Source organism: Cupriavidus sp. YR651 (assembly GCF_900101625.1).
Lineage (GTDB): Bacteria > Pseudomonadota > Gammaproteobacteria > Burkholderiales > Burkholderiaceae > Cupriavidus.
The window spans coordinates 1-22,881 of record NZ_FMYZ01000010.1 but is presented as its reverse complement, the minus strand read 5'-3'; the positions used below and the strand labels follow the sequence as shown (position 1 = coordinate 22,881).

Sequence of the window (22,881 nt, the reverse complement as noted above, 5' to 3'; positions counted from 1 at the left end):
AGTTCGTGCGCGACATCCCGCATGCGACGGCAAACGACGGCAAACGACAGGAGACCCCTATCACCGGCTGGCAATCCGACATCCCCGCCCGCCTCGACCGCCTGCCCTGGTCCGCATGGCACTGGCGCGTGGCCATCGCGCTGGGCATCGCCTGGGTGCTGGACGGACTGGAGGTGACGCTCGTCGGATCGGTGGGCGCGGTGCTGGAACGGCCCGATACGCTTGGGCTGACGGCCGCGCAGATCGGCTGGTCCGGGTCGCTCTATATCGCGGGCGCGGTGGTCGGCGCGCTGGTGTTCGGGCGCATGGCCGACCGGCTCGGCCGGAAGAAGCTCTTCCTCGCCACGCTGATGGTCTATATGGCGGCGACGCTGGCCACCGCGTTCTCGCCGGGCTTCGCGTTCTTTGCGGCGTGCCGGTTCGTGACCGGGCTGGGCATCGGCGGGGAATATGCGGCCATCAATTCGGCCATCGACGAACTGATTCCTGCTCGCGTGCGCGGCCGCGTGAACCTCGCCATCAATGGCAGCTTCTGGCTGGGGGCGGCGCTGGGCGCCGGACTCAGCCTGTTGCTGCTCGACCCGCGCGTGCTCGGGCCGGTATGGGGATGGCGCGGGTGCTTCGCGCTCGGCGCGGTGCTGGCGGTGGCGATCGTCCTCGTCCGCCGCCATGTGCCGGAGAGCCCGCGCTGGCTGGCCACGCACGGCCGCCATGCGGAAGCGGAACAGGTGATTGCCGGCATCGAGGCGGAAATCGTGGCGCGGCGCGGTGCCCTGCCGGCCGTCGACGCCCGCGCAACGGTGACCTATGCCGGCAAGGCCGTGCCCACACTGCGGGAAGTCATCCGATTGCTGGTGCGGCACTACCGCACGCGCAGCATCGTCACGTTCGCGCTGATGATCTCGCAGGCTTTCTTCTACAACGCGATCTTCTTCACCTATGCGCTGGTACTGACCCGCTTCCAGGGCGTGCCGGACGAGCGCGTCGCGCTCTATATCTTCCCCTTTGCCATCGGCAACGCGCTGGGGCCGCTGATCCTCGGGCCCCTGTTCGACCGGATCGGGCGACGCAAGATGATTGCTCTGACTTATGTGCTGTCGGGGATCGGTCTGGCGGCAACCGGCTGGGCGTTCATGGAAGGCTGGCTCGATGCGCGGTCCCAGGCGCTGTGCTGGTCGGCGGTGTTCTTCCTGGCGTCGGCGGCAGCCAGTTCCGCGTATCTCACGGCCAGCGAGGTCTTTCCACTTGAAATGCGGGCAATGGCCATTTCCGTGTTCTACGCGGTGGGGACGGGGACGGGCGGCTTTATCGCGCCAGTCTTGTTCGGGATGCTGATCGAGACCGGCAGCCGTGGCGCGGTGGCGGTGGGCTACGGCATCGGCGCGGCGCTGGTGATCGTGGCGGGCGCGCTGGCGCTGCGGTTCGGGGTGGATGCGGAACGGCGGCCGCTGGAGGACATCGCGGCCCCGCTGGGCAGCGATTCCGGGCGCTAGCCGCCGTCAGGGGCGAAATACCACACCGGCATCACCCGCACTGCGGCTTATGTTATTCCATCATTTCTGGCCGATATTTATGGCATTCCATATTTTTATATGGCCGGATATAGCCAAGCTGCCGGCGGGCGCGTAACGACGACAGCCAGATCTTCCAGCGCTAGCTCAACCCGTCCAGCACCAGATGCTGCCCGTGCACGGCCTGCGCGGCGTCGGAAGCGAGGAACGCCACGGTGCGCGCGGCGACGCCGGTGGATACCCACCGCGTGGGGTCGGCAGACGGCATCGCCTGCCGGTTGGCGGGGGTGTCGAGAATCCCCGGGGCGATGCTGTTGACGTTGATTCCCGCGCCGCGCACCTCGTGGGAGAGGCTCTCCACCAGCCGCTGCAACGCACTCTTGGACGCGCTGTACGCGCCCATCGCCGCCGCGCCGGCCAGGGCGCCGCGCGCGGTCACGGCCACCACTTTGCCGCTGCGCTGGAACACCATCGCCGGAATGAAATGGCCGGTCACGGCGACGAAGGACCACGCGTTCAGGTCCATCATCCGCATCCATGACTCGCGGCTCAGCGCATGCGTCGGCTCGCCCATTTCAAACCCGCCGGCAACATGGACCAGCACGTCCACCGTGCCAAACGCATCGAGAATGGCCGAGGACACCGGCCCCATGGCGGTATCGGACGTGACATCCGCCGCGTGGAGCAGCATGCCGCCGTGATCGGGCTCGGGATGGGCAAACACGCTCTGCAGGTGTTGCAGGTCGCGATCGATGAGCGCCAGCCGGGCGCCCTCTGCGGCAAAGCGGCTGGCCACGGCGCGGCCCAGCGCGCCAGCGGCGCCGGTGATGACGACATGACGGGGGGCGGCAGCGGTTTCCATGGCAAGCTCCATCGGATGCGTCCATCCACCATAGAACCCGCCGCCAAGGTTCGCAAAATTGTTGCAATGCGGGCAACTGTACAGCGATGGCATCCGCCATCTGTGTATGGCACCGCAGGGCGCCCTCGGGCATGATGCGGCTCCGGCGCAAACCGCCCCCCTCTGCATCCAGGACACCGACTTGCCTCTTACCCGCATCAAACAAAGCGATACGCTGATCGCCGTTCTGGCCCTGATCGGATCGATGGCGTCACTCTGCATCGGGACCTCGTATGCCAAGAGCCTGTTTGCCGCCCTCGGGGCCCAGGGCACCACGGCACTGCGGGTGGGGTTTTCCGCGCTGATCCTGCTTTGCGTCTGGCGGCCGTGGCGATTCGCGCTGTCGGCGGCCAACGCGCGGGCCATCGCGCTGTACGGCGCGGCGCTCGGCGCCACCAACCTGCTGTTCTATATGTCGCTGCGCACGATCCCGCTGGGACTGGCCATCGCGATCGAATTCACCGGCCCGCTGGCGGTGGCGATCCTGTCGTCGCGCCGGGCCATCGACTTCCTGTGGATTGGCTGCGCCGTGAGCGGCCTGTTGTTGCTATTGCCGATGGGCGAAGCCGCCACGCACCTGGACCCCGTCGGCATCGGCTTCGCGCTGGCGGCAGGCGTCGGCTGGGCGCTCTATATCGTATTCGGGCAGATGGCCGGCAATGCGCATGGGGGCCAGGCGACGTCGCTGGGCCTGACGATGGCCGCACTGGTCACGTTTCCGTTTGGATTTGCCCACGCCGGCACGTCGATGTTCACCCCGGCGTTGCTGCTTTCGGGGCTGGCGGTCGGGTTGATGTCCAGCGCGATTCCCTATTCGCTGGAAATGGTGGCGCTGAAGCGATTGCCGCGCCGTACCTTCGGCATCCTGCTCAGCCTGGAGCCCGCGATGGGGGCGTTGGCCGGGCTTGTGTTCCTGCACGAGCAGCTCACCACCATCCAGTGGGTGGCCGTCGGCGCCATCATCGTCGCGTCGATCGGCTGCACGGTCACGGCAAAAGGCCGGAAGCAGGCGGAATAACGGTAGTCCGTAGCTGGAAGCTGGCGGGCGTCAGGCGGCGGAGAACCAGTCCCTCGGCAGCCTCGCCGCGTTGGCGGCAACCGGCTTGCTGACGTCCGCCAGCGTGAGCGCGACTTCGTGCAGCAAATTGTCTTCGGGGTTGCGACGGGTCGAGAAGCCGCAATCACGCATGATGGCCAGCATGCGGCGATTCTCGGCCAGCACGTCACCGCGCATCCCGCGCAGGTTGGCAGCCCGCGCCAGTTGCTGAAGACGCTGGATCAGCCGGCGACCCAGGCCCTGGCCTTGCCAGTCATCGGCCACCACCACCGCAAACTCCGCGATACCGTCGTCGCCCACCACGTACTCTGCGCTGGCGATGATCGTCGGCTCGACCGCAGCGGGATGCTGCGCGGTCACGACCAGCCCCACGTCGCGTCCGGGATGGTGGCTCACAAATCCGTGGATGGTCTCGTCCGCGATGCGGCCACCGGTCAGGAAGCGGAAATAGCGGCTTTCGCGCGACAACGCGTCGATGAAGGTCCGCAGCCCGGCGCCATCGCCCTCTTGAACGGCACGCAGCGTCACTTGTGCACCACCACGGACCATCCAGCTTTCTTCGCGGACGGAGGCTTGTGCCTTGCTGTCGACCTTTGCACCACGCATGACGCACTCCTGACTACATTTTCTGTAGCCAGGAGTATAGGCGATACCCTGACTTTTTCAAATGAAGTTAGCCTGCTATGCTGGAATCACCATGCCGACCACGCCACCCGTCGATCTCAGCCAATGCTCCATCGCTGCCGCACTCGCCTTGCTCGGCGAGAAGTGGACGATTCTCGTCTTGCGCGATGTGTTTTCCGGTGTACGTCGCTTCGACGAGTTCCTCCAGCGTCTGCAGTGCTCGCCGGCCGTGCTGTCGGCGCGGCTCAAGACGCTGACCGAGGCCGGCGTGCTCCGTCGCGTCAGCTATAAGGAACCGGGCGAGCGCGAGCGCTTCGAGTACCACCCCACCCGCGCGGCGGTCGAATTGCTGCCGGTCCTCGTCGGCCTGATGCAATGGGGCGATGCCCATTTGTCTGGCGTGGGCTGCGGCCCCGCCGAGGTCCGCTCCAAGGTGAGCGGGCTCAAGGTGCGCGCGGCCCTCGTGGATGAGGCGGGCGATCCGGTCGCACCGTCCGATATGCGGCTCCTCGCCGTCCCCATGCCCGCCGCGCGACCTGCCGGCCAACCAGACACGCAGACCGATACCCCGGCCACCGCCGACAGCCACGGCGGACACGGGGGCCAGTAGCGCCCCGGCAGACCATGCGGCCCGCATCACTTGCCGCGCCTCGCTCCCCCGCCTTACCAACCGCAACGCATTCCCACACCCCTGCCTGACTAGCGGCAACACGCTGTCGACGCATCCGTCGTCCTGATTCGCCACGCGCCGTCGACGCAAACCCCGCGCACTGCGCAGCGTCATTGCACTGCACCATTGCCGTGCGGCCGCCCCAAGCTGGCGCCGCACCATGATGCATAAACGTGCAGCAAGCACCGCTTTTCCACAAAAAATCCCCGTTTCAGGCGCCCTTGCCGCCACCTCCAGACCTGGCACACCGCTTGCGATATAAAGCGCGGGCCGGTCAACGGCGATCCGCCCACCCCACACAGCACGACGGCTATCTCATGTAGCTGTCGTCAGGACAACGGCGTCCCCAGAACTGGCCCCTCCTTGCCAGCCTCTCGGGACGCCTTTTGTTTTTCGGAGCACGAGGATGAACGGAAAAGCCACACGGATCGACCTGCTGAGTCTGAAGACCCCGCAGATGCGCGCCTTCCACCTGACCTGGATGGCGTTCTTCGTCTGTTTCTTCGCGTGGTTCGCCTGCGCGCCGCTGATGCCGGTGCTCAAGGGCGAGTTCGGCCTGACGCCGGGCCAGATTGCCAACATCAACATCGCAGCCGTGGCGGTGACGATCCTGGTGCGCCTGGTGATCGGCCCCATGTGCGACCGCTTCGGCCCGCGCAAGACCTACACCGGCCTGCTGGCCATCGGTGCCCTGCCGGTGCTGGGCGTGGCGATGGCGCAGAACTATGAAACCTTCCTGTTCTTCCGCCTGCTGATCGGTGCGGTCGGCGCGAGCTTCGTCATCACGCAGTACCACACCTCGGTGATGTTCGCCCCCAACGTGGTCGGCACGGCCAACGCGGCGTCCGCCGGCTGGGGCAATGCCGGCGGTGGTGCCGCGCAAGCCGCCATGCCGCTGCTGCTGGGCGCCATCCTGATGATCGGCGTGGATCACGCCCTCGGCTGGCGCCTCGCGCTGATCGTGCCGGGCGTGCTGATGCTGATCATGGCCGTCGTCTACTGGCGCTATACGCAAGACTGCCCGGAAGGCAACTTCTCCGACCTGCGCGCCCGCGGCATCGCCGTGAGCGGCGGCAAGGGTGGTGGCGGCTGGGCCAGCTTCCGCGCCGCCAGCGCCAACTACCGCGTCTGGATGCTGTTCATTACCTACGGCGCCTGCTTCGGCGTGGAGATCTTCATCCACAACGTGGCCGCCACCTTCTATGTCGATCGCTTCGGCCTGTCGCTGTCGGCCGCCGGCCTGGCCGCCGCGAGCTTCGGCCTGCTGGCCCTGTTTGCCCGCGCCCTGGGCGGCTATGTCTCCGACCGCGTGGCCCGCCGCCGCGGCCTGGACGCCCGCTCGATGGTGCTGTTCGTTTTCATCCTCGGCGAAGGGCTGGGCCTGCTGTGGTTCGCGCAAGCCAGCAGCGTAACGCTGGCCATCGTCGCGATGCTGCTGTTCGGCCTGTTCACGCACATGGCCTGCGGCGCCACCTACGCGCTGGTGCCGTTCATCGATCGCAAGGCGCTGGGCGGCGTGGCCGGGATCATCGGCGCCGGCGGCAACGTGGGCGCGGTAGCGGCCGGCTTCCTGATGAAGGGCCTGGGCGACCTGCGGATGACGCTGACCTACCTGGGCGTGGCCGCCACCGTGGCCGCCCTGTGCGCCATCGCCGTGCGCTTCAGCGCCGAGCACAAGGCCCGCGAGCAAGCGCTGTACGACAGCGCGCTGGCCAACTGATTTCCCCTGACAACTAGAAACACCCCCGAAAGACCGGACAAGGAAAGCACCATGAAGATCATCATCGTCGGGCACGGCATGGTCGGCCACAAGTTCCTGGAATGCCTGGCCGAAGCCGGCGCGCAGGACCTCGAAGTGACGGTGCTGTGCGAGGAACCGCGCCCCGCCTACGACCGCGTTCACCTGTCCGAATTTTTCGCCGGCAAGTCCGCCGAAGACCTGTCGCTGGTGCCGGCGGGGTTCTTCGAGCAGCACAACAACATGCTGCTGCGCCTCAATGCCAAGGCCTCGGCCATCGACACCGCCGCGAAGACGGTGACCACCTCCACCGGCGAGACGCTGCCGTACGACAAGCTGATCCTCGCCACTGGCTCCTATCCGTTCGTGCCGCCGCTGCCCGGCAAGGACCGCAAGGACACCTTTGTCTACCGCACGATCGAAGACCTGGAAGCGATGCAGGAATGCGGCGCGCGCGCCCGCACCGGCGTGGTGATCGGCGGCGGCCTGCTGGGGCTGGAATGCGCCAAGGCGCTGCGCGACATGGGCCTGGAGACCCATGTGGTCGAATTCGCGCCGCGCCTGATGGCGGTGCAGGTCGACGAAGGCGGCGGCCGCATGCTGCGCCAGAAGATCGAGGCGCTCGGCGTGATGGCCCACACCGGCAAGAACACCGTCGAAATCGTCGATGGCACCGACGGTACCCATCGCATGAATTTCACGGACGGCACGCACCTGGACACGGACATGATCGTGTTCTCCGCCGGCATCCGTCCGCGTGACGAACTGGCGCGCGCCAGCGGCCTGACGATTGGCGAGCGCGGCGGCGTGGCCGTGGACAACAACTGCCTGACGTCCGATCCGCACATCTACGCCATCGGCGAATGCGCGCTGTGGCAAGGCAAGATCTACGGCCTCGTCGCCCCCGGCTACGACATGGCCCGCGTGGCCGCCCGCCATCTGCGCGGCGACGCCGCCGAGTTCAACGGCGCCGACATGAGCACCAAGCTCAAGCTGATGGGCGTCGACGTGGCCAGCATCGGCGACCCGCATGGCAATGTGCCCGGCAGCCGCTCATACCAGTTCACCGACGAGCGCAAGCAGGTCTACAAGAAGCTGGTGGTGTCCGACTGCGGCAAATACCTGCTGGGCGGCGTGCTGGTCGGCGATGCCGCCGAATACGGCACGCTGCTGCAGATGATGCTCAACCGGATCGAGCTGCCGGAATCGCCGGAATTCCTGATCCTGCCGTCCTCGGACGGCAAGGCCCGCCCGGCACTGGGTGCCGACGCACTGCCCGACACCGCCCAGATCTGCTCGTGCAACAACGTCAGCAAGGGCCAGATCTGCGCGGCGGTGGGCGATGGCGCGACCAGCATCGGCGCGCTCAAGTCGTGCACCAAGGCCGGCACCGCCTGCGGCGGCTGCGTGCCGCTGGTCACGCAGATCATGAAGGCCGAGATGAAGAAGCAAGGGATGGCGGTGAACAACCACCTTTGCGAGCACTTCCCGTACTCGCGCCAGGAGCTCTATCACCTGGTGCGCGTGGGCAAGTTCAAGACGTTCGAAGACCTGCTGGCCGCGCACGGCAACGGCATGGGCTGCGACATCTGCAAGCCGACCGTCGGCAGCATCCTGGCCTCGTGCTGGAACGAATTCGTGCTCCAGGAAGACCACGCCAGCCTGCAGGACTCCAACGACTACTTCCTGGCCAATATCCAGAAGGACGGCACCTACTCCGTGGTGCCGCGCATGCCGGGCGGCGAAGTCACGCCCGACGGCCTGATCGCCGTGGGCCAGGTCGCCAAGAAGTACGGCCTGTACACCAAGATCACCGGCGGCGCGCGCGTTGACATGTTCGGCGCACGGCTGGAGGAACTGCCGATGATCTGGGAAGAACTGATCGCGGCGGGCTTCGAGTCCGGCCATGCGTACGGCAAGTCGCTGCGGACGGTGAAGTCCTGCGTCGGCTCCACGTGGTGCCGCTACGGCGTGGACGATTCGGTCGGCCTGGCCATCGAGATCGAGAACCGCTACAAGGGCCTGCGCGCGCCCCACAAGATCAAGTTCGGCGTCTCCGGCTGCACGCGCGAATGCGCGGAGGCACAAGGCAAGGACGTCGGCATCATCGCCACGGAAAAGGGCTGGAACCTCTACGTCTGTGGCAACGGCGGCATGAAGCCGCGCCACGCCGAACTGCTGGCCGGCGATCTGGACCACGACACGCTGATCCGCTACATCGACCGCTTCCTGATGTTCTACATCCGCACCGCCGACCGCCTGCAACGCACCAGCACGTGGCGCGACAACCTCGAAGGCGGCCTGGACTACCTGAAGTCGGTGGTGATCGACGACAAACTGGGCGTGGGCGCCGAGCTGGAAGCCGAAATGCAGCACGTGGTGGATACCTACGAGGACGAGTGGAAGAAGGCCGTCACCGACCCGGAAACCCGCAAGCGCTTCCGCCACTTCGTCAACAGCGACCTGCGCGACGACAACCTGGTGTTCCTGGAGGAGCGCGGTCAGATCCGCCCCGCCACGCCGGAGGAACGAAACTTGCAGCGTTCCCGCCTGAGCCACATCCCCGTGGTTGCCGTGCCCGCAAAAGCAGCCTGATTCAATGGAGAACGTGATGAGCCAAGCCCACCATCCCGAAACCTGGACCGCCATCTGCACCTTGCGCGATATCGTGCCCAATACTGGTGTCTGTGCACTGGTCGACATGACGCAAGTGGCGGTCTTCCGCCTCGGCCGCGGCGAAGACGTCTACGCCATCGCCAATTTCGATCCGAACTCGCAGGCCTCCGTGCTCTCGCGCGGCCTGGTCGGCAACCTCGGCGACCGCATCGTGGTGGCCTCGCCGATCTACAAGCACCACTTCGACCTGCGCACCGGCGAGTGCCTGGAAGCCCCGGAAAACTCGGTCGATGCCTACGCCGCCCGCGTCTACGACGGCAAGGTCTGGGTAGCCGCCACGGTGGTCAACCGCGAGGCCGAGGAAGAACTCGCGGCCTGACCCACGCATCACGAAACGATCCTCGCCCACGCGAACACGGAGACACCATGACGCCCCCCGCCACCTCCCACGCCAAACCCCGACTGGTCGTCGTCGGCAATGGCATGGCCGGCATGCGCACGGTCGAGGAACTGCTGAAGCTGGCGCCGGACCTGTACGACATCACGGTGTTCGGCGCCGAGCCGCACGGCAACTACAACCGCATCCTGCTCTCCCCGGTGCTGGCCGGCGAAAAGACCGTCGACGACATCATGCTCAATACCCGCGACTGGTACGTCCAGCACGGCATCGAGCTGCTGGCCGGCGACCCCGTCATTGCCATCGACCGTCCGCGCCGGATCGTGCGCGCCGCCTCGGGCAAGGAAGTCCGCTATGACCGCCTGCTGCTGGCCACCGGTTCCAAGCCGTTCATCCTGCCGGTGCCGGGCCACACGCTGGACGGCGTGATCGCGTTCCGGGACATCCAGGACGTGGAGACGATGCTGCACGCGGCGCGCAACCATCGCCACGCGGTAGTGATCGGCGGCGGCCTGCTGGGCCTGGAAGCCGCCAACGGCCTGCTGCGCCAGGGCATGGACGTCACCGTGGTACACCTGGCCGACAGCCTGATGGAGCGCCAGCTCGACAAGCCCGCCGCCGCCCTCTTGAAGGTGGCGCTGGAACGCAAGGGCCTGCGCTTCCTGCTGGGTGCGCAGACCGCCGGCCTGCTCGGCGAAGACCGCGTGACCGGCGTGCTGTTCAAGGACGGCAGCCAGATTCCGGCGGACCTGGTCGTGATGACCGCCGGTGTGCGCCCCAATATCGAACTGGCCGCCGGCGCCGGCCTGCGTTGCGAGCGCGCGATCGTCGTCGACGACACGCTCCAGACCTTCGATCCGCGCATCTACGCCGTGGGCGAATGCGTGCAGCATCGCCAGGCCACCTTCGGCCTGGTGGCCCCGATCTGGGATCAGGCGCGGGTCTGCGCGGCGCACCTCGCTGGTGCGGGCCATCGCCGCTACATACAGCAGGCCACTGCCACGAAGCTCAAGGTAACTGGGGTCGACCTGTATTCCGCCGGGGATTTCATCGGCAGCGAAGACAGCGAGGATCTGGTCCTGCGCGATCCGCGCCGTGGCGTCTACAAGCGGCTGGTGCTGCAGGGCGGCCGGCTGGTCGGCGCGGTGCTGTATGGCGATGTGCAGGACGGCCCGTGGTACTTCGACCTGATCCAGACGGGCAAGCCCATCGCCGCGCTACGCCAGCGCCTGCTGTTTGGCAAGGCGCAATGTGAGGCCCTGGCGGCCTGACCGATCCGTCGAGCCGCCACCGACCGAGAGAATTCCGTGAACCTGTCCGATATTGCGGTGGTATCCGCCACCCCCACCAAGACGACCGCGACGACCTGCCCCTACTGCGGCGTCGGCTGCGGCGTGCGCGCCACCGTGCGCGCGGACGGCCAGGTCGAGGTCAGCGGCGACGCCGACCACGCATCGAACTTCGGCCGGCTCTGCGTCAAGGGGTCTGCCCTTGGGGAAACCGTCGATCTGAACGGCCGCCTGCTGCACCCACAGGTGCGCGACGCCGACGGCCAGTTGCACCGCGTGAGCTGGGATGACGCCCTCGACAAGGTGGCCGCCGGCTTCACGGACATCATCGCGAAGCACGGCCCCGACGCCGTGGCGTTGTACGTGTCCGGCCAGATCCTGACCGAGGACTACTACATCGCCAACAAGCTGATGAAGGGCTTCATCGGCACGGCCAATATCGATACCAACTCGCGCCTGTGCATGTCGTCGGCGGTGGCCGGCCACAAGCGTGCGTTTGGCGAAGACCTCGTCCCGTGCAGCTACGAGGACCTCGAGCAGGCGGACCTGGTGGTGCTGGTGGGCTCCAACACCGCGTGGTGCCACCCGATCCTGTTCCAGCGCCTGACGCGCGCCAAGGAAGCGCGGCCCGAGATGAAGATCGTCGCGATCGATCCGCGCCGCACCGCCACCTGCGAACTGGCGGACCTGCATCTGCCGCTGCGCGCCGGCACCGACGTGCGGCTGTTCAATGGCCTGCTCAGCTACCTGGCGCGCGAAGGCGCTGTCGACACTGCATTCGTGGCCGCCCATACCGCGGGCATGGAAGAGACCCTTGCCGTGGCCGAAGCCGGCGGCGCGGACATCGCCGCCATCGCCCGCGACTGCAAGCTCGATCCGCAGGACGTGCAGGCCTTCTACGCACTGTTTGCCGCCACGCCGCGCGCCGTGACGGCGTTCTCGATGGGTGTGAACCAGTCCTCGTCGGGCACCGACAAGGTCAACAGCATCATCAACTGCCACCTGCTCACGGGCCGCATCGGCAAGCCGGGCATGGGCCCGTTCTCGCTGACCGGGCAGCCCAACGCCATGGGCGGACGCGAAGTCGGCGGCCTGGCCAACATGCTGGCCGCGCACATGGAACTGGCCAATCCGGTCCATCGCGATATCGTGCAGGACTTCTGGCAATCGCCGGCAATGGCCGACAAGCCGGGCCTGAAGGCCGTGGATCTGTTCGAAGCCATCGAGCAGGGCAAGGTCAAGGCCGTGTGGGTCATCGCCACCAATCCGGTGGTCAGCCTGCCCGACGCCGATCAGGCTCGCCGGGCGCTGGCCAGGTGCGAACTGGTGGTGACCTCGGACATCGTCACGCGCACCGACACCAACGATGCCGCCCACATCCTGCTGCCGGCGCTGGGCTGGGGCGAGAAGGACGGCACGGTCACCAACACGGAGCGCCGGATCTCGCGGCAGCGCGCTTTCCTGCCGGCACCGGGCGAGGCCCGCGCCGACTGGGCGATCCTGTGCGACGTGGCGCGCCGCATGGGCTTTGACGGCTTCGACTACGCCGGCCAGCACGAAATCTTCGACGAACACGCACGCCTGAGCGCATGGCGCAATGGCGATGACACCGAAGGTCACGCGCCGCGTGCGTTCGACATCAGCGGCCTGGCCGGCCTCGGCAAGGATGCGTATGACGGGCTGGAACCGGTCCAGTGGCCCGTCCGTCCGGCCACGCCCGAAGGCACGCAGCGCCTGTTCCTGGACGGACGCTACGCGCATCCGGACGGCCGCGCGCGCTTTATCGCGACCGCCCCGCGTGCGCCGGCCAATGCTGCCGACGATGACTTTCCGCTGATCCTCAACACCGGCCGCGTGCGTGACCAGTGGCACACCATGACGCGCACCGGCAAGGCCGCGCGACTGTCGGACCATCTGCCCGAGCCGTTCGTCGACATGCACCCGCAAGACGCGCTGCTCTGCGGCGTGGGCGAAGGCAAGCTCGCCCGCATCAGCAGCCGCTGGGGGGCGATGGTCGCCCGCGTGCGATTTGGCGGCGGCATTCCGCGCGGCAGCGTGTTCGTGCCCATTCACTGGAACGGCCAGTTCAGCTCCGACGCGCGCGTCGGCGCGCTGGTGAACCCGGCGGTCGATCCGGTTTCCGGCGAACCCGAGTTCAAGCACACCCCCGTCCGCGTGGAGGAGTTCCGCGTGTCGTGGCACGGCTTTGTGCTGAGCCGCAACGACCTGCCCGCCGACGCCCTGACGTACTGGACGCGCGTCCAGGGCAAGCAGTTCCAGCGCTACGAATTCGCGGGCCGCGAGGTCATCGCCGATCGCTCGGCATGGGCACGCGAACTGCTGGGCGTGCACGATGCCGACGCCGACTGGCTCGAATACGAAGACCGCACCGCGGGCGTCTATCACGCGGGCTACGTGGTCGACGACAGGCTGGTGGCCTGCGTATTCGTCTCCACCCGCACGGACCTGCCCTCGCGCGCCTGGCTGTCGCAGCTATTCAGCCAGGGCCGCCTGGAAGACAGCGACCGCATCGGCCTGCTGCTCGGCCAGCCGATGGAGAAAGGCGCCGACGCCGGTCCCACCGTCTGCTCCTGCTTTGGCGTGGGCCGCAACACGATCTGCGACGCCGTGCGCGAGCACGACCTCAAGACCCCGGCGGAGATCACGGCGTGCGTGAAAGCCGGCGGCAACTGCGGATCGTGCGTGCCGGAGTTGAAGAAACTGCTGGTGGAGATTCGGGTGGCGGAAGTGGCTTAAGCGACTCAGTCGCAAGCCTGCATCTGCAGTCACACCGGATGTGAAAAGCCCGGCAGCCAGCGAATGGCTGCCGGGCTTTTTTTTGGTTCTTCCAAGAATTGCCGGGAGCAGACAGTGGTTTCCCGGGAAATCCGCGTCGCGATTAATAAGCCAGGCTAATAGGTTCATCCAGTTTTACCGGTCTAATCAGCACATCGTCTGGCAGGTACAGTTCGCATCCGCATAGGCAGCCGTGGGGACGGCCGTCTGCGAAGTACCTTTGCCTTGGAGATGGATGATGCAAACACGACAACTTGGAAAGAGCGGACTGGAAGTCTCCGCCATCGGATTCGGCTGCATGGGGCTGAGCTTTGCCTACGGGCCGCCGACGGAACGCGCCGAGGCGATCAAGTTGATTCAATCGGCGTTCGAGCAAGGTGTCACCTTTTTCGATAGCGCGGAAGCATACGGCCCGTTCGTCAACGAAAAAGTGCTCGGTGAAGCCGTAGCGCCGTTTCGGGACCAGGTCGTCATCGCCACAAAGTTCGGCTTCCGTGATGGCAATCCGAAGGCCGGACTCGACAGCCGTCCGGAACGCATTCGCGAGGTCGCAGACGCGGCGCTCAAGCGTCTGAACACCGATCGGATCGATCTGTTCTATCAACACCGGGTGGACCCGCAGGTGCCCATCGAGGATGTCGCCGGCACCGTGAACCAATTGATCCGCGAAGGAAAGGTCAAGCATTTCGGACTGTCCGAGGCCGGCGCACAAGCTATCCGCCGCGCCCACGCCGTCCAGCCGGTCGCGGCGCTGCAGAGCGAGTATTCGCTGTGGTGGCGCGAGCCGGAAGCGGAGATCCTGCCGACTCTGGAAGAGCTCGGAATCGGCTTTGTCCCCTTCAGTCCACTCGGCAAAGGCTTTCTGACGGGGGCCATTAACGAGCACACGCAGTTCGACGCGAGCGATTTTCGCAATACCGTGCCGCGCTTTGCTCCGGAAGCCCGCAAGGCCAATCGGGCATTGGTCGATATGCTTGCACCCATTGCATCGCGCAAGGGCGTGACGCCGGCGCAAATCGCATTGTCCTGGCTGCTGGCGCAACGGCCGTGGATCGTGCCCATTCCGGGCACCACGAAATTGCATCGCATCGAGGAAAACAACGCTGCCGCGAATATTGAGTTGAGCGTCGATGATCTGCGCGATATCGAGGACGCGGTCTCTCGCGTGACGGTCCATGGTGACCGATACTCGGCCCAAGGTCAGAAAATGGTCAACCGATAGGCCACGGTGATGCGCCTGGCGAATGTCATAAGGGGCGAGCGATGCGGGAGAACTTCAATGACATTTTCGCCTTTCTCATCGTTGCACGTGAAGGCAGCTTCACCAAGGCCGCCGCGCAACTAGGCGTGTCTCAGTCCGCGCTCAGCCAAACGGTGCGGGGACTGGAGGCGCGTCTGGGAGTGCGTCTCTTGACCCGCACCACGCGAAGCGTTACCCCAACAGCGGCCGGCGAGCGATTGCTCGGTCGGATCAGTCCGAGCTTTCAGGACATCGAATCGGAGATTGCGGCGTTGTCCGTCCTGCGGGATAAACCCGCGGGAACGATCCGGATCTCGGCACCGTTTCACGCCGCCGAAGCGATCATCTGGCCCAAACTCGAGGGCTTTCTGCGCGACTACCCGGATATTCACGTCGAAGTCAACGTTGAGCACCGCCTGATCGATATCGTCGCGGAGCGGTATGACGCGGGGGTTCGTCTGGGCGAGCGCGTGGCGAAAGACATGGTTGCCGTGCGTATCAGTCGAGACAGCCGAATGGCGGTAGTCGGTTCGCCCAGGTATTTCAGTGCGCGTCAGCAGCCGGTCACTCCGAAAGACCTTGCGCAGCACAACTGCATCAATCTTCGCTTTCCCACATACGGCGGCCTGATGCCGTGGGAATTCCAGAAAGACGGGCACGCGTTGTCAGTGCAAGTGAATGGGCAATGCGTATTTAACTTGAGCCCGATGGTCTTGCATGCCGCGCTGGCGGGACATGGACTGGCCTACCTCCCGGAATCAGTCGCAGACGAATACGTCGCCACAGGTCATCTGATTCGTGTTCTGGAGGACTGGAGTCAACCGATCTCCGGATATCACCTCTATTACGCGAGCCACCGGTTGACGTCACCGGCCTTCGCCTTGTTCGTGGAGGCGATGCGGGAGACAGGAGATGGCAAGATCGCGCAGAACCCGAACTGCGACACATAGGATACATAGCGCCCATTCGACCAGGCGGTGCCATCGAAGAAGTTTCGATGTCAGCACGAAACTCAACATGACGGGAGCTGGTGTGCCGACACCAGCACAGGCAGGACACTGAGGGAGAATTTCGCCCTCCTCGCCCACCTTGACATTTTGTCTATTTATTTACAAAATGCTCAAACGCCTTTCTCCTGCATGTCAGATCCCATGCCACAACGGACCGCTGAACAGCGCCTCCTGCTCGAACAGATCAACCAGATTGCCGACGGACTCGGCCAGACGTTTGCGCCATTCTGCGAGGTCGTGGTGCACGACCTGCTGGAACCCGAGCAGTCGATTCTCGCCATCCACAACAACCTGTCGGGCCGTGCCGTAGGGGAACCCACCACCGAGATCGGGCAGGCGCGCATCACCGATCCGGACTTCCCTCAGATCCTCACCAACTACGCCAACCAGTTTGCCGATGGCCGGCAGGCCAAGAGCACGTCGATCGGCATCAAGGACAGCAGCGGCCGCTATATCGCCGCGTTGTGCATGAATGTGGATCTGACGCTGTTCCGCAGCCTGCAGGTGGCAATGGGGCAGTTTGTGCAAACCGCCACCGAGGGACCGAGGGAAACGCTCGACCCCGCCGGCACCGACGCCATCCGGGCGCGCATCGATGAATTTGCCGCCCGGCTGGCCACCACCCCGCGCTCACTCAAGACCGAGGACCGGCGAGCCTTGCTCGGCGAGCTGAAGGCATCCGGCCTGCTTGATGTGCGACGCGCCATGGAAACCGTCGCGGCACATCTCGGTGTGTCGCGCGCATCGGTCTACAGCTATGCCCGCTGACGCCCAACTCCTGCTGCTCGACAAACACGCCGTGGAAGCGGCGCTCCAACCCGATGACGTACTCGCCGCCGTGCGCGAGGCCTTCGTGCTGCATAGTCATCGCGAAGGCCGCGTGTTTCCCGTGATCCGCGAGAAGCTGGCCACGGGCGGTGTCTTCGGCATCAAGGCCGGCGATGTCGGCAAGCAGAATCTCCTCGGCTTCAAGGCCGCCGGTTTCTGGCCCGGCAATCGCACCCTTGGCGGGGACACGCATCAGGCCACGATCATGCTGGTGGACCCGGCCACGGGCCGACCGGTCTGCATCCTCGATGGCAACGCCATCACCACCGCGCGTACCGGCGCGGCCGGTGGCGTCGGGCTCGCGGAACTGGCACGTCCCGACAGCGCGCGACTCTGCGTGTTCGGCACCGGTGTGCAGGCGCGCATCCAGGTAGCCTATGCCTTGCGGATGCTGCCCGCACTGAAGCTCGTGCGCTATGTCAGCTCGCAGGGTGTCCGCCATCCGGAGTTCGAAGCCGCATTCAGCGGCCAGTGCGAGATTGCGCTGGCCACCGACCGCAATGCGGCCGTCGCGGACAGCGACGTCATCATTACCGCCACCCCGGGCGGTGGCCCGTTGTTTGACGCGCAAGCCGTGCAGCCCGGCACGCACCTGAACTGCGTGGGCGCCGATACCGACGGCAAGCGCGAGCTGCCTCAGGGACTGCTGGCGCGCGCGAAAGTCTTTGTCGACGACCGCGAACAGGCGCGCCGGATCGGCGAATGCCAGTGGGCGCCGGAACTGCCCTGCACCGAGATCGGCGACCTGTTGACGGCCCGGGCGGCGATCGATCGCCAGCCCACGGACATTACCGTTTTCGACATGACCGGCCTGGCGCTGCAGGACCTGACCGTCGCCCGCTTTCTCCACGAACGGGCCATCGCCGACGGCGCGGGCACGCGCCTGGCCTGGCCGTGGTAATCCGATCGAATCCCTCCTCTCTCCACCTGCCCTCTTGCCATGACGACCTTGCAACTGCCCACCTACGCCGACGTCGAAGCCGCCGCCAAGCGCCTTGAAGGCTATGCCAATCGCACCCCGGTGAACACCTCGCGCACGCTCAACGACATGCTCGGCGCCGAAGTCTTCATCAAATGCGAGAACTTCCAGCGCATGGGCGCCTTCAAGTTCCGCGGCGCTTTCAATGCCTTGTCGAAGTTCACGCCTGAGCAGCGCAAGGGCGGCGTGGTCGCGTTCTCTTCGGGCAACCATGCACAAGGCATCGCACTCTCCGCGAAGCTGCTGGGCATGCCGGCCACCATCGTGATGCCGCACGACGCGCCGGCTGCCAAGGTGGCGGCCACCAAGGGCTACGGCGCCAACGTGGTGATCTATGACCGCTACAAGGAAGATCGCGAAGCCATCGGCCGCTCATTGGCCGAACAGCACGGCATGACGCTGATCCCGCCGTACGACCACCCGGACGTGCTGAGCGGCCAGGGCACCGCCGCGAAGGAACTGTTCGAGGAAGTGGGCGCGCTCGACGCGCTGTTCGTGCCGCTCGGCGGTGGCGGCCTGCTCTCGGGCACCGCGCTGACCACGCGTGCGCTGGCCCCGCAATGCAAGCTCTATGGCGTCGAGCCCGAGGCCGGCAATGACGGCCAGCAATCGTTGCGCAGCGGCTCGATCGTCCATATGGACACGCCGAAGACGATCGCCGACGGCGCGCAGACGCAGCACCTGGGCAACTACACGTTCGGCATCATCAAGCGCGATGTCACCGACATCCTCACCGCAACGGACGCGCAGCTCGTGACAGCGATGCGCTTCTTCGCCGAGCGCATGAAGATGATCGTGGAACCGACCGGCGCCCTGGGCCTGGCCGCCGCGATGCAGATGAAGGACGCGCTCAAGGGCAAGCGCGTCGGCGTGATCATCAGCGGCGGCAATGTCGATATCGCGTGGTTCTGCGAGCTGATGGCGAGGTAAAAGGCCTCACGGTTTTCTCCGCTCTCGCAATGCATGGGAGAGCGGGGAAAATAGCCGCCGCACCTGCCCGGCCTACACTTCCTCCGACGGCTGCGCGCGAGGCGCTTCCGTGGCCCGCTCGGCTTCGAGCTGCATGAAGATCCACGCCGAGGCCGACGTGATCAGCCCCACGCAGATGAACGTGGCGTGAAACGCGGGCAGGACGTCCATCTGGTGTGACCCGATGCCGGACTGGAACGTGGTTAGCAGCGCCCCGGCGCTCGTCACCGCCAGGCTCATCGACAGCATCTGCACCATCGACAGCATGCTGTTGCCGCTGCTGGCGTTGCTTCCCGTCAGATCCTTCAGCGTCACCGTATTCATCGCCGTGAACTGGATCGAATTCACCATGCCGAAGATCGCCAGCTGGACCAGCGTCAGCGCCAGCGGACGACCGGGCGCGATCAGCGCGAACGATGCCATCACCAGCCCCACGGCAAACGTGTTGCCCACCAGCACGCGCCGATAGCCGTAGCGCTCGATCAGGCTCGTGGCCAGCCGCTTGGAGGCCATGCCCGCGGCGGTCACGGGCAACATCATCAGGCCGGCGTCGAACGGCGAATACCCCAGGCTCACCTGCAGCGTCAGCGGGATCAGGAACGGCATGGCGCCGTTGCCGATCCGTGCGAACAGGTTGCCGAGCAGGCCCACGCTGAAGGCATGGATCCGGAACAGCTTCAGCGAGAAAAGCGGCTGGCGGCGCTTGTTGGCGTGGAGCACATACGCGGTCAGCGCGGCCATGCTGCCGATCAGCAGCATCAGCACCGTGGCGTGCTGGAAGCCCATCTCCGCCAGCCCGTCGAGCGAAAACGACAATGTCACCATGGCCGTCGCCAGCAGCGCATAGCCGCCGAGATCGAACCGCCCCATGCCCGGCAGGCGCGAATTGGGCATGTAGCGGATGGTGGCGAGCGCGCCGACGATGCCCACCGGCACGTTGATCAGGAAGATCCAGTGCCACGAGAAGGTCTGCGTCAGCCAGCCGCCGAGCGTCGGGCCGATCAGCGGGCCGATCATGCCGGGGATGGCGACGAAACTCAGCGCTTGCAGATATTGCTCGCGCGGGAATGTGCGCAGCACGGAGAGGCGACCCACCGGCAACAGCATCGCCCCGCCCACACCCTGCACCACGCGCGCGGCTGTCAGGAATGGCAGCGTCGGCGCCCATGCGCATAACAGCGACCCAAGCACGAACAGGCCAATCGCGGTCTGGAAAATCGTGCGGGTGCCGAAGCGGTCCGCCAGCCAGCCGGAGGCCGGGATGATCACGGCCATCGTCAGCGAATAGGCGATGATCACAGACTGCATGCGCAGCGGGCTTTCGCCGAGGCTGCGCGCCATGGAGGGCAAGGCGGTGTTGACGATCGTCGAATCGAGCGTCTGCATGAAGAAGCCGACGGCGACCACCCACAGCATGATGCGCAGCTTGGGGTCGCGGGGCATGGACGAGGACATGACGGTGTCTGCGGTACCGGAGGAAACCGCCACCTTAGGCCGGGCACGCGCGGATGGCAAGTCGGTCACAGGGCGGGATCGGGTCGGAATGGCCGGGCAACGCGGGGGCCTCTACATCGCGGCCCGCAAGCCCACGAAGAACCGGCGCCCCGGCGCGGGCTCGAAATACCGCCCGTTGGCCTCGTTGACAATCACCGATCCGATGTAATGCCGGTCAGCCACGTTGTCGATGCGGCCGAAGACGTATAGCTGCGTGACGCCCACCTTGAATGTGTAGCCCGTTTTCAGGTTGACGATGAAGTAACCGGGCGCCGCCTGGGTATTGAGATCGTCCGCGTAGACCTTGCTGTCGGCCTTGGCTTCCACGCCGACCATCCACTGGCCCCACGGCCGGTAGGTCACCTCGGCGCCAAAGCTGTGCCGCGCGGTGCCGGGCAGCCGGTTGCCGGCCGCCACCGGGGCGCCCTGCGCGTTGACGAATGCTTCACCAAAGTAGGCATCGAGGTAGGTGTAGGCCAGCCCCGCCGCCAGCCGCTGTGCCGCGCCGAACACGCCGTGCCAGCCCAGCTCCAGCCCGCGCCGCCGCACGCCGTTCACGTTCTGGTAGACGGTCCGGCCGTTGTCGTTGGAAAGCGGCACGATCTCGCTGTGGCTATCGGCATCGAACAGCGCCGCCTCCAGCCGTTGCCCGCCCGCTTGCCACTTGACGCCGATCTCGCCCTGCCGGCTGGTGGACGCCTGCAGGCCAAGATTCGATCCCACCCCGCCGGGGCCGTAGGCCACTTCGGTCAGCGTCGGCGATTCGAAACCTCGGCCAAGGTTGGCGTAGACATTGACGGTGTCGTGCGCGTGCCAGACCACGCCAAGCACCGGACTGACATTGTGATAGGTGGAGGTGCCGCTGTCGTCCGGGCTGGCCGGCGTCACGAAGTGGTCATCGATCCGCAGCCGGACCATGCTCGCGCGCAACCCGCCGACCAGTTCCCAGGCCGGGTGGACGGACCAGTTGAATTGCGCAAAGGCACCGTAGTCGGCGGCCTCGTCGGTCTCGTCGCGCCGCAGCGCGCCCTGCTGGCCGTTGTCGTTGACATAGCCGTGGCGGCCATCACGCATGCCGTTGGCCTCGATCCCCGCGGTCCATTGCAGCGGCAGGCCATTCGCCGTCATCTTGCGCGTCCACGACAACGCGCCGCCCCCGTAGGTCCGGTCCAGGTCGACGATCCCACCCGCCGAACTCGGAGCGGCGCCACTGAACCCCAGCCGCTGCGTAAGCTGCCGCCCGCCGCCGTATAGCCGGAAATTCAGGCTGTCCTGATCGGTCAGCTGATGCTCCACCAGCACGCCGGCCTGGGTCTGCTCGACCTCCTTGCCGGTGTTGAACTGCGTGGCGGCGGGCACGGCCTGGCGCGGATTGGCCTCGGCCTGCGCACGCGTCAGCCCGAGCGGGTCCTCGGCCAGCGGCTGGTTGAAGTAGTTGAACTGGCCGGTGATCTTCGTTGCCGTGGTCGGCTGGGCCACGATCTTCGCGTTGAGCTGGTAGCGGCGCGCGGCACTGTGGTCGCGATAACCATCGGTCTGGTAGGTCCACGCGTCCAGCGTGCCGCCAAGCTTGTCGTTGCCGCCCGCCAGCGATACGCCAGCCTGCCACTGGCCGTCGGAGCCGAAGCCCGTCGACGCCCGCCCCGTGTAGCCGGACTTGGGCGGATCGGGCGTGAACACCTGCACCACGCCGCCCGACGCATTGCCATACATCTGCGCAAACGGACCGCGCAGCACCTCCACGCGGCTCGCGTTGGCCAGGTCGAACGTGGATGCCTGGCCCTGCCCGTCCGGCATCGTGGCGGGAATGCCATCGACAAACAGCCGGACCCCGCGCACGCCAAAGGTGGAGCGGCTGCCAAAACCGCGCACCGCGATCTGGAGATCCTGGGAATAGTTTTGCCGATCCCGCACCGCAATACCGGGCACGGTCAGCGTCAACTCGGACAGGCTGACCAGCGGCGATGTAGCCGTGAAGGGATCGACCGGAATGCTGTCGACGGCGGCCGGCGCATCAAAGCGGCGCTGCTCGCTGCGGCTGGCGCTGACCACCACGTCGGGCAAGGTCGCGTCGTCGGCGGGCTGCGGCTGGGCCGGGGCTGAAACGGTGAAGAGAACGCCAAAGGCGCTGGCGAGGGCGGAAGGGACGATGCGCCCGGCGGCTGTCGGGCCGCGGCGCCGGGGGGAGGCTTGCGGGGAGCGGGTGGGTTCCCGTCCTGTCGATCGGTCTGGGTAGCAGGGCCTGCCGGTGGCGTGCATGGGGGCGCGTTCCGATGAGTAGACACCTCGCGCGCTGGGTGGCGCGCGAGGCATAGTCTACCCGCAGACGCGCCGGCGTGACCGCCGGCAAACCGGAGGGGATGAGCCGGTCGCGGGCTCAGTTGTCGGCGTCGACCAGCGTGCGGGCGTCCACCACCTTGTCGCGGTAAGCCTCGAAGATGCGGCGCAGCGCCTGCTCCATCGTCACCTGCGGCTTCCAGCCCAGTTCCTCGATCGTGTTGTCGATCTTCGGCACGCGGTGCTGCACGTCCTGGTAGCCCTTGCCGTAGAACTCGCCCGACGACGTTTCCACGATCTTCGTCTTTTGCGCTTCCTCGGCGTACTCCGGATAGTCCGCCGCCATCTTCAGCATCATCTCCGCCAGCTCGCGCACCGAGTGGATGTTGCTCGGGTTGCCGATGTTGAAGATCTTGCCGCTGGCCACGCCGTCCTTGTTCTCGATGATCTGCATCAGCGCCGCGATGCCATCCGAGATATCGGCA

17 protein-coding genes and 1 pseudogene are annotated in these 22,881 nt (G+C 66.2%); 13 read left to right on the top strand and 5 right to left on the bottom strand.

From position 1 onward, the window contains the following. Positions 1-59: 59 nt before the first annotated feature. Positions 60-1,493, top strand: a complete 1,434-nt coding sequence (locus tag BLR29_RS23365) for an MFS transporter (RefSeq protein WP_255371407.1) — start codon at positions 60-62, stop codon at positions 1,491-1,493. Positions 1,494-1,653: 160 nt separating this feature from the next. On the opposite strand, the gene BLR29_RS23360 is transcribed toward BLR29_RS23365, so the two are convergent. Beyond that, on the bottom strand, positions 1,654-2,373 hold the full coding sequence (locus tag BLR29_RS23360) for an SDR family NAD(P)-dependent oxidoreductase (RefSeq protein ID WP_092140372.1): 720 nt from the start codon (positions 2,371-2,373) through the stop codon (positions 1,654-1,656). A gap of 181 nt (positions 2,374-2,554) precedes the next feature. Here BLR29_RS23360 and BLR29_RS23355 point away from each other — a divergent pair, with 181 nt between their 5' ends. Next, entirely contained in the window at positions 2,555-3,430 is an 876-nt protein-coding gene (locus BLR29_RS23355) for an EamA family transporter (RefSeq protein WP_255371394.1), read from the top strand. Positions 3,431-3,460: 30 nt separating this feature from the next. Here the strand turns inward: BLR29_RS23355 and BLR29_RS23350 are convergent, their stop codons facing one another. Beyond that, positions 3,461-4,075: a GNAT family N-acetyltransferase gene (locus tag BLR29_RS23350; RefSeq protein ID WP_092140112.1), complete on the bottom strand. Its 615-nt coding sequence runs from the start codon at positions 4,073-4,075 to the stop codon at positions 3,461-3,463. A 91-nt stretch (positions 4,076-4,166) separates the two neighbouring features. Between BLR29_RS23350 and BLR29_RS23345 the strand changes: the two genes are divergently transcribed. The 11 genes from BLR29_RS23345 to BLR29_RS23295 all read left to right on the top strand — a co-directional run bounded on the left by BLR29_RS23345 (position 4,167) and on the right by BLR29_RS23295 (position 18,586). Continuing rightward, positions 4,167-4,703: a winged helix-turn-helix transcriptional regulator gene (locus tag BLR29_RS23345; RefSeq protein WP_092140111.1), complete on the top strand. Its 537-nt coding sequence runs from the start codon at positions 4,167-4,169 to the stop codon at positions 4,701-4,703. Between the two features lie 466 nt (positions 4,704-5,169). Beyond that, positions 5,170-6,483: an MFS transporter gene (locus BLR29_RS23340; RefSeq protein ID WP_092140110.1), complete on the top strand. Its 1,314-nt coding sequence runs from the start codon at positions 5,170-5,172 to the stop codon at positions 6,481-6,483. A 51-nt stretch (positions 6,484-6,534) separates the two neighbouring features. After that, positions 6,535-9,096, top strand: coding sequence for a nitrite reductase large subunit NirB (gene nirB, locus BLR29_RS23335; RefSeq protein ID WP_092140106.1), 2,562 nt, complete (start codon positions 6,535-6,537; stop codon positions 9,094-9,096). 16 nt (positions 9,097-9,112) lie between these two features. Continuing rightward, on the top strand, positions 9,113-9,496 hold the full coding sequence (nirD, locus tag BLR29_RS23330; protein ID WP_092140104.1) for a nitrite reductase small subunit NirD: 384 nt from the start codon (positions 9,113-9,115) through the stop codon (positions 9,494-9,496). A 47-nt stretch (positions 9,497-9,543) separates the two neighbouring features. Beyond that, the gene (locus tag BLR29_RS23325; protein ID WP_092140103.1) at positions 9,544-10,785 is read left to right on the top strand and encodes an NAD(P)/FAD-dependent oxidoreductase; all 1,242 of its coding nucleotides are present in this window, start codon (positions 9,544-9,546) and stop codon (positions 10,783-10,785) included. A 36-nt stretch (positions 10,786-10,821) separates the two neighbouring features. After that, positions 10,822-13,560, top strand: coding sequence for a nitrate reductase (locus tag BLR29_RS23320; protein WP_092140101.1), 2,739 nt, complete (start codon positions 10,822-10,824; stop codon positions 13,558-13,560). A gap of 277 nt (positions 13,561-13,837) precedes the next feature. After that, a complete protein-coding gene (locus tag BLR29_RS23315) occupies positions 13,838-14,821 on the top strand; it encodes an aldo/keto reductase (RefSeq protein ID WP_092140371.1) in 984 nt (327 codons plus the stop codon). 41 nt (positions 14,822-14,862) lie between these two features. Further along, on the top strand, positions 14,863-15,789 hold the full coding sequence (locus BLR29_RS23310) for a LysR family transcriptional regulator (protein ID WP_092140093.1): 927 nt from the start codon (positions 14,863-14,865) through the stop codon (positions 15,787-15,789). 201 nt (positions 15,790-15,990) lie between these two features. Next, a complete protein-coding gene (locus BLR29_RS23305) occupies positions 15,991-16,617 on the top strand; it encodes a helix-turn-helix transcriptional regulator (RefSeq protein WP_092140088.1) in 627 nt (208 codons plus the stop codon). Continuing rightward, on the top strand, positions 16,607-17,578 hold the full coding sequence (locus BLR29_RS23300) for an ornithine cyclodeaminase family protein (protein WP_092140087.1): 972 nt from the start codon (positions 16,607-16,609) through the stop codon (positions 17,576-17,578). The genes BLR29_RS23305 and BLR29_RS23300 overlap by 11 nt, the downstream gene beginning before the upstream one ends. A gap of 39 nt (positions 17,579-17,617) precedes the next feature. Next, complete coding sequence (locus BLR29_RS23295; RefSeq protein WP_092140086.1) at positions 17,618-18,586, top strand: threo-3-hydroxy-L-aspartate ammonia-lyase; 969 nt, start codon at positions 17,618-17,620, stop codon at positions 18,584-18,586. Between the two features lie 72 nt (positions 18,587-18,658). Here the strand turns inward: BLR29_RS23295 and mdtD are convergent, their stop codons facing one another. The 3 genes and pseudogenes from mdtD to BLR29_RS23280 all read right to left on the bottom strand — a co-directional run. Beyond that, positions 18,659-20,080 carry a multidrug transporter subunit MdtD gene (mdtD, locus tag BLR29_RS23290; RefSeq protein ID WP_092140085.1) on the bottom strand — a complete coding sequence of 474 codons (1,422 nt, stop codon included), beginning with the start codon at positions 20,078-20,080 and terminating at the stop codon, positions 18,659-18,661. A gap of 111 nt (positions 20,081-20,191) precedes the next feature. Beyond that, positions 20,192-22,378, bottom strand: a complete 2,187-nt coding sequence (locus BLR29_RS23285; RefSeq protein WP_369804691.1) for a TonB-dependent receptor family protein — start codon at positions 22,376-22,378, stop codon at positions 20,192-20,194. A gap of 118 nt (positions 22,379-22,496) precedes the next feature. Further along, a pseudogene (locus tag BLR29_RS23280) lies at positions 22,497-22,881 on the bottom strand (bifunctional UDP-4-keto-pentose/UDP-xylose synthase); the annotation flags it as partial.

Excerpts from the sequence above, each read along its gene's own strand:
- BLR29_RS23340 (WP_092140110.1), top strand. The coding sequence starts at position 5,170 with ATGAACGGAAAAGCCACACGGATCGACCTGCTGAGTCTGAAGACCCCG.
- BLR29_RS23315 (WP_092140371.1), top strand. The coding sequence starts at position 13,838 with ATGCAAACACGACAACTTGGAAAGAGCGGACTGGAAGTCTCCGCCATC.
- BLR29_RS23300 (WP_092140087.1), top strand. The coding sequence starts at position 16,607 with ATGCCCGCTGACGCCCAACTCCTGCTGCTCGACAAACACGCCGTGGAA.
- mdtD (WP_092140085.1), bottom strand. The coding sequence starts at position 20,080 with ATGTCCTCGTCCATGCCCCGCGACCCCAAGCTGCGCATCATGCTGTGG.
- BLR29_RS23345 (WP_092140111.1), top strand. The coding sequence starts at position 4,167 with ATGCCGACCACGCCACCCGTCGATCTCAGCCAATGCTCCATCGCTGCC.
- nirD (WP_092140104.1), top strand. The coding sequence starts at position 9,113 with ATGAGCCAAGCCCACCATCCCGAAACCTGGACCGCCATCTGCACCTTG.
- BLR29_RS23325 (WP_092140103.1), top strand. The coding sequence starts at position 9,544 with ATGACGCCCCCCGCCACCTCCCACGCCAAACCCCGACTGGTCGTCGTC.
- nirB (WP_092140106.1), top strand. The coding sequence starts at position 6,535 with ATGAAGATCATCATCGTCGGGCACGGCATGGTCGGCCACAAGTTCCTG.
- BLR29_RS23310 (WP_092140093.1), top strand. The coding sequence starts at position 14,863 with ATGCGGGAGAACTTCAATGACATTTTCGCCTTTCTCATCGTTGCACGT.
- BLR29_RS23295 (WP_092140086.1), top strand. The coding sequence starts at position 17,618 with ATGACGACCTTGCAACTGCCCACCTACGCCGACGTCGAAGCCGCCGCC.
- BLR29_RS23350 (WP_092140112.1), bottom strand. The coding sequence starts at position 4,075 with ATGCGTGGTGCAAAGGTCGACAGCAAGGCACAAGCCTCCGTCCGCGAA.
- BLR29_RS23285 (WP_369804691.1), bottom strand. The coding sequence starts at position 22,378 with ATGCACGCCACCGGCAGGCCCTGCTACCCAGACCGATCGACAGGACGG.
- BLR29_RS23305 (WP_092140088.1), top strand. The coding sequence starts at position 15,991 with ATGCCACAACGGACCGCTGAACAGCGCCTCCTGCTCGAACAGATCAAC.
- BLR29_RS23360 (WP_092140372.1), bottom strand. The coding sequence starts at position 2,373 with ATGGAAACCGCTGCCGCCCCCCGTCATGTCGTCATCACCGGCGCCGCT.